Source organism: Polynucleobacter necessarius, from assembly GCF_900095175.1.
In the GTDB taxonomy this organism is placed as follows: Bacteria; Pseudomonadota; Gammaproteobacteria; order Burkholderiales; family Burkholderiaceae; genus Polynucleobacter; species Polynucleobacter necessarius_I.
This window is the reverse complement of record NZ_LT606946.1, coordinates 1,355,150-1,369,857: the sequence shown is the minus strand read 5'-3', so window position 1 is coordinate 1,369,857 and position 14,708 is coordinate 1,355,150. Positions and strand designations below refer to the sequence as shown.

Annotated in this window: 16 protein-coding genes and 1 pseudogene; 11 read left to right on the top strand and 6 right to left on the bottom strand. The window is 45.5% G+C overall.

Annotated elements, in window-relative coordinates; genetic code table 11:
* Nucleotides 1–9: 9 nt before the first annotated feature.
* The 9 genes from DXE44_RS07155 (at nt 10) to DXE44_RS07115 (ending at nt 7,983) form a co-directional block, all read left to right on the top strand.
* The gene (locus DXE44_RS07155) at nt 10–2,448 is read left to right on the top strand and encodes a heavy metal translocating P-type ATPase (protein ID WP_231970612.1); all 2,439 of its coding nucleotides are present in this window, start codon (nt 10–12) and stop codon (nt 2,446–2,448) included.
* A gap of 9 nt (nt 2,449–2,457) precedes the next feature.
* Nucleotides 2,458–2,628 (top strand): cbb3-type cytochrome oxidase assembly protein CcoS, encoded by a 171-nt coding sequence (gene ccoS, locus DXE44_RS07150; RefSeq protein ID WP_114653819.1) that lies wholly within the window; start codon nt 2,458–2,460, stop codon nt 2,626–2,628.
* Nucleotides 2,629–2,802: 174 nt separating this feature from the next.
* Nucleotides 2,803–4,245: a cytochrome-c oxidase, cbb3-type subunit I gene (gene ccoN / locus DXE44_RS07145; protein WP_114654388.1), complete on the top strand. Its 1,443-nt coding sequence runs from the start codon at nt 2,803–2,805 to the stop codon at nt 4,243–4,245.
* An 11-nt stretch (nt 4,246–4,256) separates the two neighbouring features.
* Nucleotides 4,257–4,907 (top strand): cytochrome-c oxidase, cbb3-type subunit II, encoded by a 651-nt coding sequence (ccoO, locus tag DXE44_RS07140; RefSeq protein ID WP_114653817.1) that lies wholly within the window; start codon nt 4,257–4,259, stop codon nt 4,905–4,907.
* 36 nt (nt 4,908–4,943) lie between these two features.
* The gene (locus tag DXE44_RS07135) at nt 4,944–5,111 is read left to right on the top strand and encodes a cbb3-type cytochrome oxidase subunit 3 (protein WP_114653815.1); all 168 of its coding nucleotides are present in this window, start codon (nt 4,944–4,946) and stop codon (nt 5,109–5,111) included.
* A complete protein-coding gene (ccoP, locus tag DXE44_RS07130; RefSeq protein WP_114653813.1) occupies nt 5,108–6,031 on the top strand; it encodes a cytochrome-c oxidase, cbb3-type subunit III in 924 nt (307 codons plus the stop codon). Before DXE44_RS07135 ends, ccoP begins: the two co-directional genes overlap by 4 nt.
* A gap of 3 nt (nt 6,032–6,034) precedes the next feature.
* A complete protein-coding gene (gene ccoG / locus DXE44_RS07125) occupies nt 6,035–7,492 on the top strand; it encodes a cytochrome c oxidase accessory protein CcoG (RefSeq protein ID WP_114653811.1) in 1,458 nt (485 codons plus the stop codon).
* A 30-nt stretch (nt 7,493–7,522) separates the two neighbouring features.
* Nucleotides 7,523–7,726: a FixH family protein gene (locus tag DXE44_RS07120; RefSeq protein ID WP_174221124.1), complete on the top strand. Its 204-nt coding sequence runs from the start codon at nt 7,523–7,525 to the stop codon at nt 7,724–7,726.
* Nucleotides 7,723–7,983, top strand: a complete 261-nt coding sequence (locus DXE44_RS07115; RefSeq protein ID WP_114653807.1) for a hypothetical protein — start codon at nt 7,723–7,725, stop codon at nt 7,981–7,983. The genes DXE44_RS07120 and DXE44_RS07115 overlap by 4 nt, the downstream gene beginning before the upstream one ends.
* A 9-nt stretch (nt 7,984–7,992) precedes the next feature.
* On the opposite strand, the gene DXE44_RS07110 is transcribed toward DXE44_RS07115, so the two are convergent.
* Entirely contained in the window at nt 7,993–8,751 is a 759-nt protein-coding gene (locus tag DXE44_RS07110) for a helix-turn-helix domain-containing protein (protein WP_114653805.1), read from the bottom strand.
* Between the two features lie 81 nt (nt 8,752–8,832).
* Here DXE44_RS07110 and DXE44_RS07105 point away from each other — a divergent pair, with 81 nt between their 5' ends.
* Complete coding sequence (locus DXE44_RS07105; protein ID WP_114653803.1) at nt 8,833–9,564, top strand: sulfite exporter TauE/SafE family protein; 732 nt, start codon at nt 8,833–8,835, stop codon at nt 9,562–9,564.
* Here the strand turns inward: DXE44_RS07105 and DXE44_RS10730 are convergent.
* From DXE44_RS10730 to DXE44_RS07095, 3 genes and pseudogenes are all read right to left on the bottom strand, one after another.
* A complete protein-coding gene (locus tag DXE44_RS10730; RefSeq protein ID WP_269460697.1) occupies nt 9,557–10,285 on the bottom strand; it encodes a SulP family inorganic anion transporter in 729 nt (242 codons plus the stop codon). The genes DXE44_RS07105 and DXE44_RS10730 overlap by 8 nt on opposite strands.
* Nucleotides 10,224–11,081: pseudogene (locus DXE44_RS10725) on the bottom strand (SulP family inorganic anion transporter). Before DXE44_RS10725 ends, DXE44_RS10730 begins: the two are co-directional and overlap by 62 nt.
* Before the next feature lie 129 nt (nt 11,082–11,210).
* A complete protein-coding gene (locus DXE44_RS07095; protein ID WP_114653801.1) occupies nt 11,211–11,612 on the bottom strand; it encodes a DUF2177 family protein in 402 nt (133 codons plus the stop codon).
* Nucleotides 11,613–11,700: 88 nt separating this feature from the next.
* Between DXE44_RS07095 and DXE44_RS07090 the strand changes: the two genes are divergently transcribed.
* Nucleotides 11,701–12,141 carry a universal stress protein gene (locus DXE44_RS07090; RefSeq protein ID WP_114653799.1) on the top strand — a complete coding sequence of 147 codons (441 nt, stop codon included), beginning with the start codon at nt 11,701–11,703 and terminating at the stop codon, nt 12,139–12,141.
* A gap of 93 nt (nt 12,142–12,234) precedes the next feature.
* Here the strand turns inward: DXE44_RS07090 and DXE44_RS07085 are convergent, their stop codons facing one another.
* Both DXE44_RS07085 and DXE44_RS07080 read right to left on the bottom strand, forming a co-directional pair.
* Nucleotides 12,235–13,695, bottom strand: coding sequence for a M23 family metallopeptidase (locus DXE44_RS07085; protein ID WP_231970611.1), 1,461 nt, complete (start codon nt 13,693–13,695; stop codon nt 12,235–12,237).
* A gap of 71 nt (nt 13,696–13,766) precedes the next feature.
* Entirely contained in the window at nt 13,767–14,693 is a 927-nt protein-coding gene (locus tag DXE44_RS07080; protein ID WP_114653797.1) for a 3-hydroxyacyl-CoA dehydrogenase NAD-binding domain-containing protein, read from the bottom strand.
* Nucleotides 14,694–14,708 lie beyond the last annotated feature (15 nt).

Below are 14,708 nucleotides of genomic sequence, written 5' to 3'. Positions count from 1 at the left end.
GGCGCATTCATGAGCTCTAGCATGCCAACTAATAGCTGCTATCACTGTGGAAGTTTTATTCTTCCAAACGACTCTTATGAGATTGAGTTAGGTGGCATCAATAGAAAATTCTGTTGTGCTGGCTGTATGGCAATTGCGCAAACTATTCATGGTGAAGGTTTGGAAGTGTTCTACGCACGTCGTGCACAGTCAAGCGATAAGCCTGCCGCTTACCTTGCTTCCAATGAAATTCCAGAGAGCCTTACTCCTTATGACGATCCCTCTTTGTTGGGAAGATACACTCGATCCAGTGGTGAGGAGGGTAATCTAGAAACGACTTTACGACTTGAGAAGATTCGCTGTGCTGCTTGTGTGTGGTTATGTGAGCAACATCTCAGGCGCATTCCTGGTGTGAAAGATGTGCAGATTAATTACGTAAGTCAAAAGGTCAAGGCAGAGTTCTCTCCTGAGCAAACGAGCTTAGCGCGTTTGCTATTTGAAGTGGAACGCATTGGTTATGAGGCTTGGCCATTTGAACCTTCGCTCTCAATTGAAAAATCCAAGAAAGAACGTCGTCAATTACTCACCCGACTTGGAGTTGCTTTATTAGGCATGATGCAAGTCATGATGTATGCCTGGCCAACATACGTTGGTGATAGTGATATTACCGCTGAGTATGATCTCTTACTAGGTTGGACTAGTTGGGCTCTTACTGTTCCAGTGATGGTTTATTCAGCTGGTCCAATTTTTCAGGCTGCATGGCGAAGTATTGCCTCATTTCGTCAGACGCATGTGTTGGGTATGGACGTCCCTATTGCCCTAGCCTTAGCTCTAGCATTTTCTGCGGGTACCATGAACCTTGCCACTGGCTCAGGCCAAGGTTACTTTGACTCCATCACCATGTTTGTCGTCTTCATCTTAGCGGCACGCTATGTGGAGTTATTAGCACGTCAAGATGCGCAGGGTGGTGCAGAGGCTTTAGCAAAACAGTTGCCTGCGACCTGCGAGAGAGTGCCGAACTATCCCGCATCTCAGCAAGTAGAGATTGTTCCAGTCATTAATTGCAACCCTGGTGAGGTGCTTCGTGTTCCACCTGGTGATGTGGTCCCAGCCGATGGCATTTTGATTGAGTGTGAGAGTGCTTTAGATGAGTCACTGCTGACTGGTGAATCAAAACCCATTGATAAAAAGATTGGTGATCGTGTGTATGCAGGTACACATAATATTTTGAATCCCATGCTCATGAGAATTGATGCAGTTGGTCAATCTACTCGTATCGCAGGCATTGCCTCATTACTGGACCAAGCGTTACAAGCTAAACCCATCATGGTCAGTTTAGCAGAAAAATGGGCTGGATATTTTGTTGGCTTCTTGTTAATCGCAGCATTTCTATCTTCAGCAATTTGGTGGTATTTCGATCCCAGTAGAGCATGGACAGTTTTAGTCTCGGTACTCGTTGCCAGTTGTCCATGCGCTTTATCGCTGGCTGTCCCAACCGCCATGGCTGCGGCCCAAGGTGCGGTAACCAAATTGGGTTTATTAATTGTGCGCGGCCATGTCCTAGAAGGTTTAGTCAAAGCTACCGACTTGGTGTTGGATAAGACTGGCACCCTCACCATGGGGCAGCCAGAATTAAAAGAGGTGCTGATTGCGCGCTCAGAGTTTTCTAGAGAAGATGTACTTGGTATTGCTGCATCGATGGAGGCTGGGCAAAAACATCCTCTGGCACTTTCATTATTGCGTGCAGCTGAAACTGAAAATTGCCCATTGAAAAACTTACCTGAGCCCGTTATCAATCAATTGGGTAAAGGCTTGAGCTCAGGTTTATACCGATTGGGAAGTGCGGCATGGGTAGGCGCTCAACAGATTGCACAAGAAGGGCAATATGGACAAGTGCATCTGGCTGATAACAAAGGATTGATTGCAAGCTTTTTATTCTTAGATACACCGAGAGCGGGACTTGAGAAATTATTAGCTGCCGCAAAATCTCGCAAGATCACCGTGCATTTGGTTTCTGGAGATGATCCTGCAACAGTGTCATGGTGGGCTCATCACGTTGGGATTGATCACTTCCAAGGCGCTTGCTCACCAGAAGATAAATATCACTACATTGGGCGTTTGCAAAAAGAAGGCCATTTTGTTTGGGCGATTGGCGATGGCATTAACGATGCACCTCTATTAGCAAAAGCAGATGTTTCGATTGCAGTCGGTGCAGGCGCGCCGCTCGCCACTGCGGGTGCGGATGCAATTTTGACGGCGAGCTCCTTAGCGCCTTTAGCTAAGTCCCTATTGCTGGCAGATAAAACCCAAATGATTATTAAAGAAAACTTGATTTGGGCCTTGGTGTACAACCTCTTGGCCATTCCGGCGGCGATGATGGGTTGGGCCAATCCGTGGATTGCGGGTATCGGCATGTCCTTATCTTCCCTGGCAGTCACATTAAATGCCTGGCGACTCAGAAAGGCCTAGACTACAGGGATGGAAAGCCTTTTTCTCTTAATCCCCATTTCATTGCTCTTAATTGGTCTTTTGGCCTGGATTTTCTTCTGGTCTGTGAAGGCAGGTCAGTTTGATGATCTAGAGGGGCCGGGTGAGGCGATTTTGATGGATGACGATACGCCTAAATCTAAAAATGTTAGTGATAGCTAACTAAAAAATCTTTATTTATTAGTTAGCAATTACGCCTTAATACAGCAGTTTCTGTAAATCGTAAATGCAAGCATCCTTTTTGACATAGATCAAAACACGCTCTCTGCCTTACTTTGATAATGACCTCAGTCTATTTGGATTATGTCGCTGTTTGGCCACAAAAAAAGAGAGGCCATGGGAATTACCGTGGGGAGCAATCAAGATACCTTCAATTACAAGGTTGTCAGCCAATTTGCCATCGTTACGGTACTTTGGGGAATTGTGGGCATGCTGGTGGGGGTTGTCCTCGCTGCGCAACTTATTTGGCCTGATATCACACTCAATATCCCTTGGTTAAGCTATGGTCGTTTACGTCCTTTGCATACCAATGCGGTAATTTTCGCATTCGGTGGATCGGCCTTATTTGCAACGTCTTATTACATTGTGCAGCGCACCTGTCAGGCGCGACTTTTTTGTGACAAGCTAGCTGCCTTCACTTTCTGGGGTTGGCAACTCGTTATCGTATTGGCCGCAGTAACCTTGCCTTTAGGTATCTCAACCTCTAAGGAATACGCAGAGCTTGAGTGGCCAATTGACATCCTCATTACTTTAGTTTGGGTTGCCTATGCAGTAGTGTTTTTCGGCACCATCATGAAACGCAAAACGAAGCATATTTATGTTTCTAACTGGTTCTTCGGTGCGTACATTCTTACCATTGCTATTTTGCATATCTTTAATAATTTAGAGATGCCAGCCACGATGTGGAAGTCTTATTCTGCTTATGCAGGCGTACAAGATGCCATGGTTCAGTGGTGGTATGGCCATAATGCAGTTGGCTTCTTCTTAACTACCAGCTTCTTGGGCATGATGTACTACTCCATTCCTAAGCAAGCAGAGCGTCCAATCTACTCATATCGTTTGTCCATCGTTCACTTCTGGGCTTTGAACTTCACATACATGTGGGCGGGTCCTCACCATTTACAACATACTTCCCTGCCAGACTGGACTCAGTCATTGGGAACCGTGTTCTCCATTATTTTATTGGCTCCATCATGGGGCGGCATGATTAACGGCATCATGACTTTATCTGGCGCTTGGTTTAAATTGCGCACCGATCCAATTTTGAAGTTCTTGGTAGTAGCACTGTCTTTCTACGGTATGTCTACGTTTGAAGGCTCAATGATGTCGATCAAGACTGTGAATAGTTTGTCCCATTACACAGACTGGACTATTGGCCACGTTCACTCAGGCGCTCTTGGTTGGGTTGCCATGATTACGATCGGCTCTTTGTACTATCTGATCCCACGTTTAGTTGGTCAAAAGGATATGTACAGCACACCCTTAATTGAAGTGCATTTCTGGATCGCTACGATCGGTGTTGTTCTGTATATCGCTGCGATGTGGGTTGCTGGAGTGATGCAAGGTCTGATGTGGAGGGCTTTTGAGCCAGACGGAACTTTGACATACAGCTTCGTTGAATCTGTAAAAGCAACATTCCCCTTCTACGTAATTCGTTTATTAGGTGGCCTCTGTTACTTGAGTGGCATGTTCTTGATGGCATACAACGTTTACAAGACAGTGATTGGTAAGACATTCGTGAATGCCCCAATTCCACAAACATCTGCAATTGCTCACTAAGGGGAAGAAAAATGTCTAACGAAAATAAATTCTTTTCCCACGGAACGCTTGAGAAAAACGTTGGTTGGTTAATTATTGCCACGATTATTGTGGTTTCGATTGCTGGCTTGGTGCAAATTGTTCCATTGTTCTTTCAGCGCACGACAACTGAACCGAGTCCTGGCGTAGCGCCATATACAGCATTACGTTTAGCTGGTCGTGACGTATATCAGCGCGAAGGTTGTGTTGGTTGCCACTCACAACAGATTCGTACACTGCGTTCTGAAGTCGAGCGTTACGGTCCTTATTCCTTAGCTGGTGAGTCAGTATTTGATCATCCATTCTTGTGGGGTAGTAAGCGTATCGGTCCTGATTTAGCTCGTGTTGGTGCTCGTTATTCTGATGATTGGCATCGTATTCACCTGCGCAATCCGCGTGATGTGGTTCCTGAGTCCAATATGCCTGGATATCCTTGGTTGCAGAAAAATGCTGCTGAAACCTCCTCAATTCAGTCTCATATGGTTGCAATGCGTCGTTTGGGTGTTCCTTACACCGATGAAATGATTGCAGAAGCTCCTAAGGAGTTGGAAGGCAAGACCGAAGAAGATGCTTTGATTGCTTACCTACAAGGTTTGGGTGTCAATCGTCGCTACATCATGGTTGATGAAGTGGTAGCGAAGTAATCACCAAGGTTATTAATTTAAAACTATATAAATCAAATGGAACAGATCACAGCTTATCTCTCCGCTTTTTCAACAGTAATTGGACTCGTCTTCTTCGTTGGGATTGTTTGGTGGGCTTGGTCGCCTGGCAGAAAGTCAGCCAATGAAGAGTCGGCAGAGCTTCCATTTGATCTTCCAGATGAATTTAGTAAGGACAAATCATGAGTGACTTTTTTAATAGCGGTTGGAGTAATTACATCGCGCTTGTTTCATTAGTCGGTATTGTTTGGTGTATCTGGCTCTTGTTTTCTCAGCGTAAGACTAAAGTTGTTCATACGGCTGATGGCGCAGTGGCAGATACTGGTCATGTTTGGGATGGCAACTTGCGTGAACTCAATAATCCACTACCACGTTGGTGGATGTGGATGTTCTTGCTCTCTTGTATCTTTGGATTGGTTTATTTAGTTCTGTTCCCTGGTTTGGGTTCATATCCAGGCGTGGTGGGGTACTCCACTGATGGTGCTCTGATGAGCTCTATGACAGAGGCTAATGATGAATTGAAGCCGGTCTACGCGAAATACGTGAAGATGGATATTGAGCAAGTTGCTGTTGATCCAAAAGCGCGCGAGATGGGTCAACGTTTGCTCTTGAATTCCTGCGCTCAGTGTCATGGTTCAGATGCGGGTGGTGCAAAAGGCTTCCCGAATTTAACTGACAAGGACTGGCTCTATGGCGGTTCCCCAGAAAATATCAAAACTACATTGATTAATGGTCGCGCTGGTGTAATGCCTCCATTCCCACAGCTTGATAGTAAGCAAATCGTGGATGTAGCTAACTATGTACGTAGCCTTTCAGGTTTATCGTCGGATGATTTGAAAGCTGCTCGTGGCGCAGAAGTATTTAAAGCAAATTGCGTAGCCTGTCACGGTGCGGATGGCAAAGGTAATATTGTTTTAGGTGCTCCTAACTTGACTGATAAAACCTGGTTGTATGGTGGTTCAGAGGCAGCGATAGTTGAGACTATCACTAAGGGTCGTATGGCGATGATGCCTTCCCAAGATAAAGTGTTGAGTCCAGAAAAGATTCATCTCTTGACAGCTTATGTTTGGGGTTTATCTAACAATAAGACTGCGGCAGCTAAGTAATCAGTGTCAGATAATTCGCCGGTTGGGAAGCCCATTCCTATAGATGTTATCGAGGAATCTCTTTATGAGGTCCGGCGAAAGATTTACCCACGCTCTGTTACTGGACTATTCGCCCGCTGGCGTTTTATCTTAGTATTTGCGACGCAAATATTATTTTATGGTCTTCCATGGATTAGCTGGAATGGTCGTCAAGCAGTTCTGTTTGATCTAACTCAGCGTAAGTTTTACATTTTTGGCGTCGTACTATGGCCACAGGATGTGATCTATCTCACGCTCCTATTAATTCTTTCCGCGCTTGCGCTATTCCTCTTTACTGCAATTGCTGGCCGTTTATTTTGTGGTTACGCTTGTCCACAAACTGTTTACACCGAAATCTTTATGTGGATCGAGCGCAAGGTCGAAGGTGACCGATTCGCGCGTATTCGTTTGGATGGAGAGGAATGGCCTTGGAGTATTCGTAAGTGGCGCCTCAAAATTACCAAGCATTTCTTGTGGCTCCTGATCGCCTTCTGGACTGGCTTTACCTTTACTGGCTACTTCACCCCAATTGAAACCTTAGGTACTGCTATTCTGCATTTTTCGCTTGGCCCATGGCAAACCTTCTGGCTATGTTTTTATAGCTTTGCAACTTGGGGTAATGCTGGCTTCATGCGCGAGCAAGTCTGTAAATACATGTGCCCATATGCACGCTTTCAGAGCGTGATGGTGGATAAAGACACCTTCCTGGTGACCTACGATAAAGTGCGTGGCGAGCCAAGAGGGAGTCGCAGTAAGTCAGTTGATCATACGACCTTGGGCTTAGGTGATTGTGTTGATTGCAGTATTTGCGTACAAGTCTGCCCAACTGGTATTGATATTCGTGATGGCCTTCAGTACATGTGTATTGGTTGCGGGGCATGTATTGATGCTTGCGATCAAGTGATGGAGAAGGTGGATTATCCAAAAGGCTTAATTCGGTATACGACTGAGCGAGCCATTGAAGAAAAAGAGACTAACCAAAGTGCGATACGCCATATCTTGCGTCCTCGCGTGTTGATTTATACCGCTTTCATTACGGTGCTTACTAGCGCTTTCTTGATTTCTTTAGTTACCCGAAACCCATTACGAGTGGATGTGATGCGGGACCGTGGCGCACTAGCTCGCGAGGTGGATGGGGTTCGGATAGAGAATATCTACCGTATTCAGATCATGAATGCCTCAGAAAATAATATGAATGTTCAGGTAAAAGCAGCGGGCCTAGATGATTTAAAAATCCTCAATTCCCAGGGACAAGTTGTTACTGAAATTGAAGTGGGCCCTGCCAGTAATCTGCTGATTCCGGTTAAAGTAAGCACTACGGTTGGTGCGCACGAGCCTGGTAATTACTCAATTCATTTTGATGTAATTGGTCACGAGATGTCGGGTAATGAATTGATTACCAGGACGCGCGATGAAAAATCAAGCTTTATTGTTCCCCGCTAAGCTAGATAGCGAAAGATGGAGAGGATGAATATGTCAGAACACGAAATAAATAAGCCTTGGTTTAAGCAGCTCTGGCCATGGCTACTGATTAGCGGCCCCGCTGTGGCGGCTATTGGTTGTGTGATCACTATTTATTTGGCTGTAAACCTTTACTCAGATAAGCCGGTTCGTGATGGCGTAGTCAAGCGTGGACTCAAGGTTGAGCAGCTTAAAGTAGATCAGGATCGTAAATGAAGTACCGCCTATTCATTTGGATTATGTGGCCATCATTTTTGGTCTCGATCCTGGCTGAAGGCTTGCTCTTCAGTATTGTGCATCCCTCTGAACTGTTATTCTTTGGCTACCATCCGAATATTTCAGATGAAGGTATTTACACCATCGGATTTTTTATCATCTGGATATTTTGCTCATTCTCGAGCGCTTTAACTGCTTATATTCTGCCTGGCATCAGCGAGGACACTAGTAAAGAGTCAGATCAGGGCTTGATTTAAGCCAGGTATTTAAGCGCTAATTGGCTTGAGTTGAAGTGTGCGGTCTGGGTTGGGAATGCTGGCCAATTCATAAAGCCCATCCATATCTATCAGTTTGATATGACGCTGCTTAATTTGAATCAAGCCTGATTCAGCAAAGCGTGAGAGCATGCGGCTAACCGTTTCAATCTGAATTCCCAGATAGCTACCAATCTCTACGCGACTCATGCGTAAATCAAATTCATTGTTTTGATAGCCACGAGCGGCTAGGCGTTGAGAAAGATTCAATAAGAATGCTGCTAAACGCTCTTCAGCACGCAAGCTGCCGAGCGAGAGTAGGTGACGTTGATCTTGCGTGAGTTTACGGCTTAGAATGCGGTGAAACTGCTTTTGCAGTACTGGAATTTGGCGTGCTAAATCCTCAAATGCGTCATAGCGAATGATGCAGACTTCGCTTTCCTCTAGGGCAATGGCCTCAGATTGATAGCTACCTTCACCAATACCATCCAGCCCCAAGATCTCGCCAGGTAAATGAAAGTCAATTACCTGTTGACGTCCATCTTCGAGGCCATATTCAGTTTTGAGAGTCCCAAAACGCACGCTGAACACCGCAGAGAGTGGGTCTCCATGACGGTAGAGGCTTTCACCCTTTTTTAGGTGGACACGTTCTTTGACGAGGGTATCAATCTTGGCAATATCGCTCGGACTGATTCCGACTGGCAGACAAAACTGACCCAATACACAGACCGAGCATTTGCTACTAGGGACATCTGAGTTGGTGTAATTCATATTGGATCAAGTTACCAGTTCAGTTTATTCTACTCGGATAATGTGCAATTTCAATATTTCTCTGCAGCGCTGGATGCCTAAATGCTGACTACTAGTCTTTTGCTAGCGGTATTTTTGGGGGCTTTAGTCAGTGGATGGCATTGCGCCTTAATGTGCGGCGGTATAGCTGCGGCAATTGAGTGCCAAGGCAATACGCAGGAGGCGACCTGCATCCCATTGCAAAGCAAGTCTGAGCTCTTTCATCTCCAGCTCATCATGCACTTTGGGCGTTTGACGACCTATGTTTTGCTAGGCGCTGTTGCGGGGTGGGTAGGCGCTGTACTGTGGCAGCAAAACGTAGTGCCTATTCAACGACCATTATTCGCTTTGACTTCACTGATTTTGCTGGTGATGGGCTTGCGTCTTTTGCGACAGAGATCAAATAGTCCCTTATTGGTCGGCAAGTGGCTTGGTGCACGGATGGCTAACTATTGGGCCAAATATTTAGGGAGTTTCACGGGTCGTTCATCTCGCTGGTTTAGCGGAATGGTTTGGGGTTTAGTTCCCTGCGGCTTGGTCTATAGTGTTTTGCCGCTAGTTTTTTTGTCTGGAGATGTCTTGACGGGTGCCGCACTCATGCTGGCGTTTGGATTGGGCACCTTACCCAATCTCTTATTGATTTCTAAATTCTCAGCCGCTTTGACGCAGTTTAGGCAATATGTTTGGGTGAGATATATTGCTGCAGGCCTGCTATTGTCCGCAGGAATCTTCGGCCTTTATCGCGCCTGGTATTTACCTGAAGCTTTACTAAAAGGTGGTTTCTGTATCAGTTAATGTGACTGACTGCAGTGCGAATGCCTTGCTGCAGATCAGCTTGGATGTAATCCTGAGGCACCCTCTGAAATAGACCTCCACGTGCTGCCATATCATGGGGTTGATGTACTAGACCACAAATCATAAGCTTGACACCCTTGGATTTGCAAACACTCTCAAGCTCAAGCAGGGCATCCATTCCGGAAACGTCGATATAGATCACGTTCTTCATGCCCAAGACTAAAACTTGTGATGGCAATTCCTTCTCAATATTTTCTAGAAGCTTAACTGCGCCAAAAAAGATGACACCATAGATTCTGAAAACAGCAATTTTTCCTTGATGTGTTTGTAGTTCTGGAAAATCAATTGCACTTGCTGCTTCATAGCGAGAGAGGCTCGAGATTCGATAAATAAAAGTAATGAATGCTAATAACAGACCCACCTGTATTGCAACAGTGAGATCCAAGACGATGGTTAGGAAAAACACGCTCAACATTGTTAAGCGATAAGGCATGCGGAATTGCTTGAGATCAGCAAACTTTCTCCACTCACCCATATTCCAAGCAACAAACATGAGAATCGCAGCTAGGCTAGCTAAAGGAATATTGGTTGCAAGTGGAGTTCCAAACAAAACAATCACCAGCAATGTCAAGGCATGAACTATGCCGGCAATCGGTGTGCTAGCGCCACTCTGTATGTTGGTAACTGTTCTTGCAATAGTTCCTGTTGCTGGGCATGCCACCAAAAAATGGAGTGACTAAATTAGCTACTTCCTGCGCCATCAGCCCCTGGTTAGAATTGTGGCGATCATGAATCAGTCCATCTGCAATGCGTGCGCATAGCAGCGATTCAATGGCCCCAAGCACGGCTAATGTGATAGCAGGCGCAATGACAAACTATGCAGTACTCCAGCTCACTGGAATCCATTCAAAGCTGGGTAGTCCTGACGGAATGCCGCCAAAACGACTACCAATGGTGTCGACAGGCAGGTTAAAGATGCTTGTGATGATGGTGGCAACAGTCATTGCAATGACTGTTGCTGGGATATGGCTTAGGTGTCCAAGGCGTTTCTGAAAAGTTCTCCAAGCAATTAAAAGAGCCAAGCTGCCTATGGATAACATAAGGGCAATGGGATTTACTGTATCGGCGGCAGCATACAAAGCTTCGATTGCTTGAAAAAATTCAGCAGGCACCTTGGTAATTTGTAAGCCAAAAAACTCTTTGACTCGAGAAAGACCAATTAGGACGGCGATACCATTAGTAAATCCAATAATGACGGCAATTGGAATAAAGCGAATTAAAGTTCCAAGTCGAAAGAGTCCCATCAAAAATAAGAACACCCCAGACTTGGCAGTTGCCAACAGCAAATTAGCAAGACCGTAATGCTCAACAATGCCGTAAACGATGACAATGAAAGCGCCCGCTGGCCCACCAATTTGTACGCGGCTACCTCCTAATACAGAAATGAGTCCACCAGCAATAATCGCTGTGAAAATGCCTGCTTCTGGTTTGAGTCCACTGGCAATTGCAAAGGCCATTGCTAAAGGTAGTGCCAACTACACCAACCGTGATACCCGCCAATATATCTTTGCAAAAAAAGGGCGCCGTTATAGCCCCTAAAGGAATCAAGTAGTTTTGGGTGAAAGAGATTCATGGGAAAAAGATTTTCAGGCTATCTTACTACCAAGCCAGTAGGCTAGAGCGCTGGATGCCGCGGTTACCGTTGAGCCCCAAGCGATATCTACAAATGCCAGTCGCATAGGGAAATCACGGACTACAGCAAGGTTAGTGAGATCGTAAGTCATATAGCAAAAGAAACCAAATAGGGCGCCATATTGCACCCCATATAAGCAAGACTGTTTTGAAATTGCTGGAAGGATGACAAAAATAGATGCACCAAGTGCATAGAGTAAATAGAAACCAAGTCCAGCTAATAGCTTAGGTTCGCTGGTCATGAGCGAGCCCATGTCATCGCGATAGAGATTTTTGGCGATACCAAGAAGCCAAATGAAGTCAATGATGACGAATGACACTAAAAATGAAAAATACACCGCTAAGTACTTGAGCAATTCAGTTTCCTTTTTATGCTTTTATACGAGAGTATTAAGGATTATGATGTAATGAAAGCCATCAAGGCTTAATTTAACAGGAGTCAATATGTTCAAGCACTTATTAGCACCGGTTAATGGTTCGGATGTCAGTAAAAAGTCCTTAAAGAGGGTGGCCGAGCTTGCTAAGATGGATAAGGCCGCGGTGACATTAGTTTATGTATCTGATCCAATGCCGCCGATGATGTATTCCGATAGCACTATGGGGTATGGCATCTCTCTAAAAGAGCATAAAAAGGTATGCGATGCATTTGCTGCGGATATCCTGAAAAAGTCAGCAGTTGCATTGGGTGCCGCTATTAAGGCTAATACCCTGCATATTGCCAATAGCAATCTATCCGAAGGTATTTTGGATAGCGCCAAGAAAGCCAAAGCTGATGTCATCGTGATGGCCTCTCATAAGCGCACTGGTATTAAGAGTGTTTTATTGGGTAGCGAAACGCATGAGGTGATTGTGCACTCCAAGTTGCCAGTTTTAGTTATCGGTTGATATCGATGGCGTCAAACAAAGGGGTCCAAATGGACCCCTTTCTATATTCATTTGCACCCTCTAAAAATAAATTCAGCAAATAAATTCACAAAATTAATTTAATACAGGCGTTCCTAGCAATAGAATTTCTCTAGTAAGTAAGCCGCTATCGCTATCGCGCATATTCCATAAATCTAATTGTGTTTTTGAGGCGTAGGGGTCGACATAGACCCCATCTTTTCTTAATTCAAAGTGTAGATGGGGTCCAGTAGAGCGACCAGTTGATCCAACATAGCCAATCTCTAAACCGCGTCGGACTTCATTGCCCACTTGTAGCTCAACGTTGTAGGCACTTAAATGCGCATAGTAGGTACGATAGTTTCCAGGGTGTTCGATGATGATAAGGTTGCCAAACGCGCCGCTATAGCCGAGATGGACTACCTTGCCTGTAGCTACACTAAAAACTGGCGTGCCTTTTGGCGCTGAATAATCAATACCCATATGAGTTCGATAGCGCTGTTTAGGTGCTGCTACAGGGGCACCATTCTTGGACGGTGCCGCTTTCTTGCTGGATGCTCGCACGCTGCCGACACCTCTGGATATGCGTCGATAGCTTAAAGGATTGGTCCAAAAAGTGCGCTCAATAGATTCTCCGCTAGCGGTATAAAAACCACCCGGAATATCATTCCTCTCAACCCAAAATGCACTTGAAAAAACTTCGCCGCCTGCTGGATCAATAATTTCTGCAGCCCAAATTTGCGCCCAGCGCTCTTTATCGCCAAAGTCCACAATCAGTCGAACAACGCTATTGGTGTTTTCAAGCGCATTATTTTCTTCAGGATAAATTTGCTTGATGACCGAGTTCAGCTCCCAAACCAGTTCAACCGGTAATTTATCGCCTACTTTTTTAGGGCCATACAAAACATCGCTCAGTGGTAATTGAATCTCTGTAAAGCGTTTGAACTCATCCCTGAGGTAGTCTTGTTGAATCAAGAAGCTATCAGCTGCCGAAGGTGTAAAAGTCCAAATCTCTGTCTTAGCATCTTGTATGGGGCCATTCATGATGCTGAGTGATTCAAAGCGATTGCGACTTCCAAGCGCTAGGGCGTAAGGAATGCAATTGCCACGCATTCGATCAAAAAACCCTTGAGTCTGAGATTTAAAAAAATCATTAAAGTTGGGATCTTCCAAGCCTAAATTGGCTGGGAGATTCTCTTGGTTATCGCTGCGACGTAGACAGCCACGCTGGACGCGGTAATCCAGGTTTGCTATATCTTGATTATTAGGTGCCCCCTCAATTCGTTTGAATAACTCGGGATTTAAACTCATGCTTTTGGAGGGTTGACTTAAAGGGTCATTCTTCACTTGAAGCCCAGCCTGCTTACTTTTTTGTACCGCTGCCTTTTGCTTGACTTGAGGTGCTTTGCTGGCCTTACTATTTTGGGTTGTAGTTTGCGCTAGAGCGCTAGAGACGAGCTCTACCCCTGGCAGTTGAATAAACCCTACAAGGGCAAATCCAGTTACTTTGATTGCCCTTTTAAAAAACAGGGGCCATTCACAGACTTTTTTCTTCACTAATCAATTATCCAATATTGTTGCGAAAGATCTGAGTATTTTGGAATATGCTGTGCCGCAACAATATCGATTTAATTTAGTTCGAGAGCTATTTTTAGTACCTCAAACGCTGCCTTGAGGCGCATTTCATAGACTTGTTTCATCTCCCTTGCCTCTTCTGGTGACCACTCTCTAAAACCTGCGCCCTTGGCCATACCCGTTTTTCCACTGCTCACTAGATCCATAACGCAAGCAGGTGGTGCGCTAATGTTGGAGAGAGAGGGGTAGATTATCTCTGCAGCTAGTGCCATACCTTCCCAGCCGGAGATTTCTTTTTGAGTCATTGGGCCAACTGCTGCGTAACGAAAGCCAAAGCTGTAGCGCACCGCAGTGTCAACATCATCTGGCGAGGCGATTCCTTCTTGCACCAGAGAGAGTGCTTCGCGCATTAAGGCATGCTGAATTCGATTAGCCAGAAATCCCGGGATATCACGCTTGACCAACACGGGTTTTTTGCCATGGGCGCGATAGAGGCTGCAAACCTGCTCTGCCATTTGAGGATCTGATGTTGCACCCAACACCACCTCCACCAAAGGAACGATATGGGCGGGCATGAAGTAGTGGGTATTGAACATACGGCAACTTGTTGAAAGGCCTTGTGCAATATCGCTTATAGGGAAGCTCGAGCTATTGCTACCAATCGGAATGCTGGGCGGTACACGCTGATCAAGCTCGCTAAATATTGCCTGCTTAAGCTCTAGACGCTCAGAGATAGTTTCAATAACGAGATCGGTACTCTCCCAATCCGACCAGTCTGCGATGGTGCCAGCAAGGAGTTGTGCGCTACTTTTTCGCCATGTTGGATTAATGGAGTCAGCACATGCCTCCACTTTGGAGAGACTTAGCTCTGCTTTCTCAAGATCTCTGCCCAGCAGAATCGTGTTGGCACCAAATGCCAGAAAGCCGGCGGCAATACCCACGCCCATGGTGCCTGTACCTATCACAATGACTTTACTCATAACTTTCCCAAATTT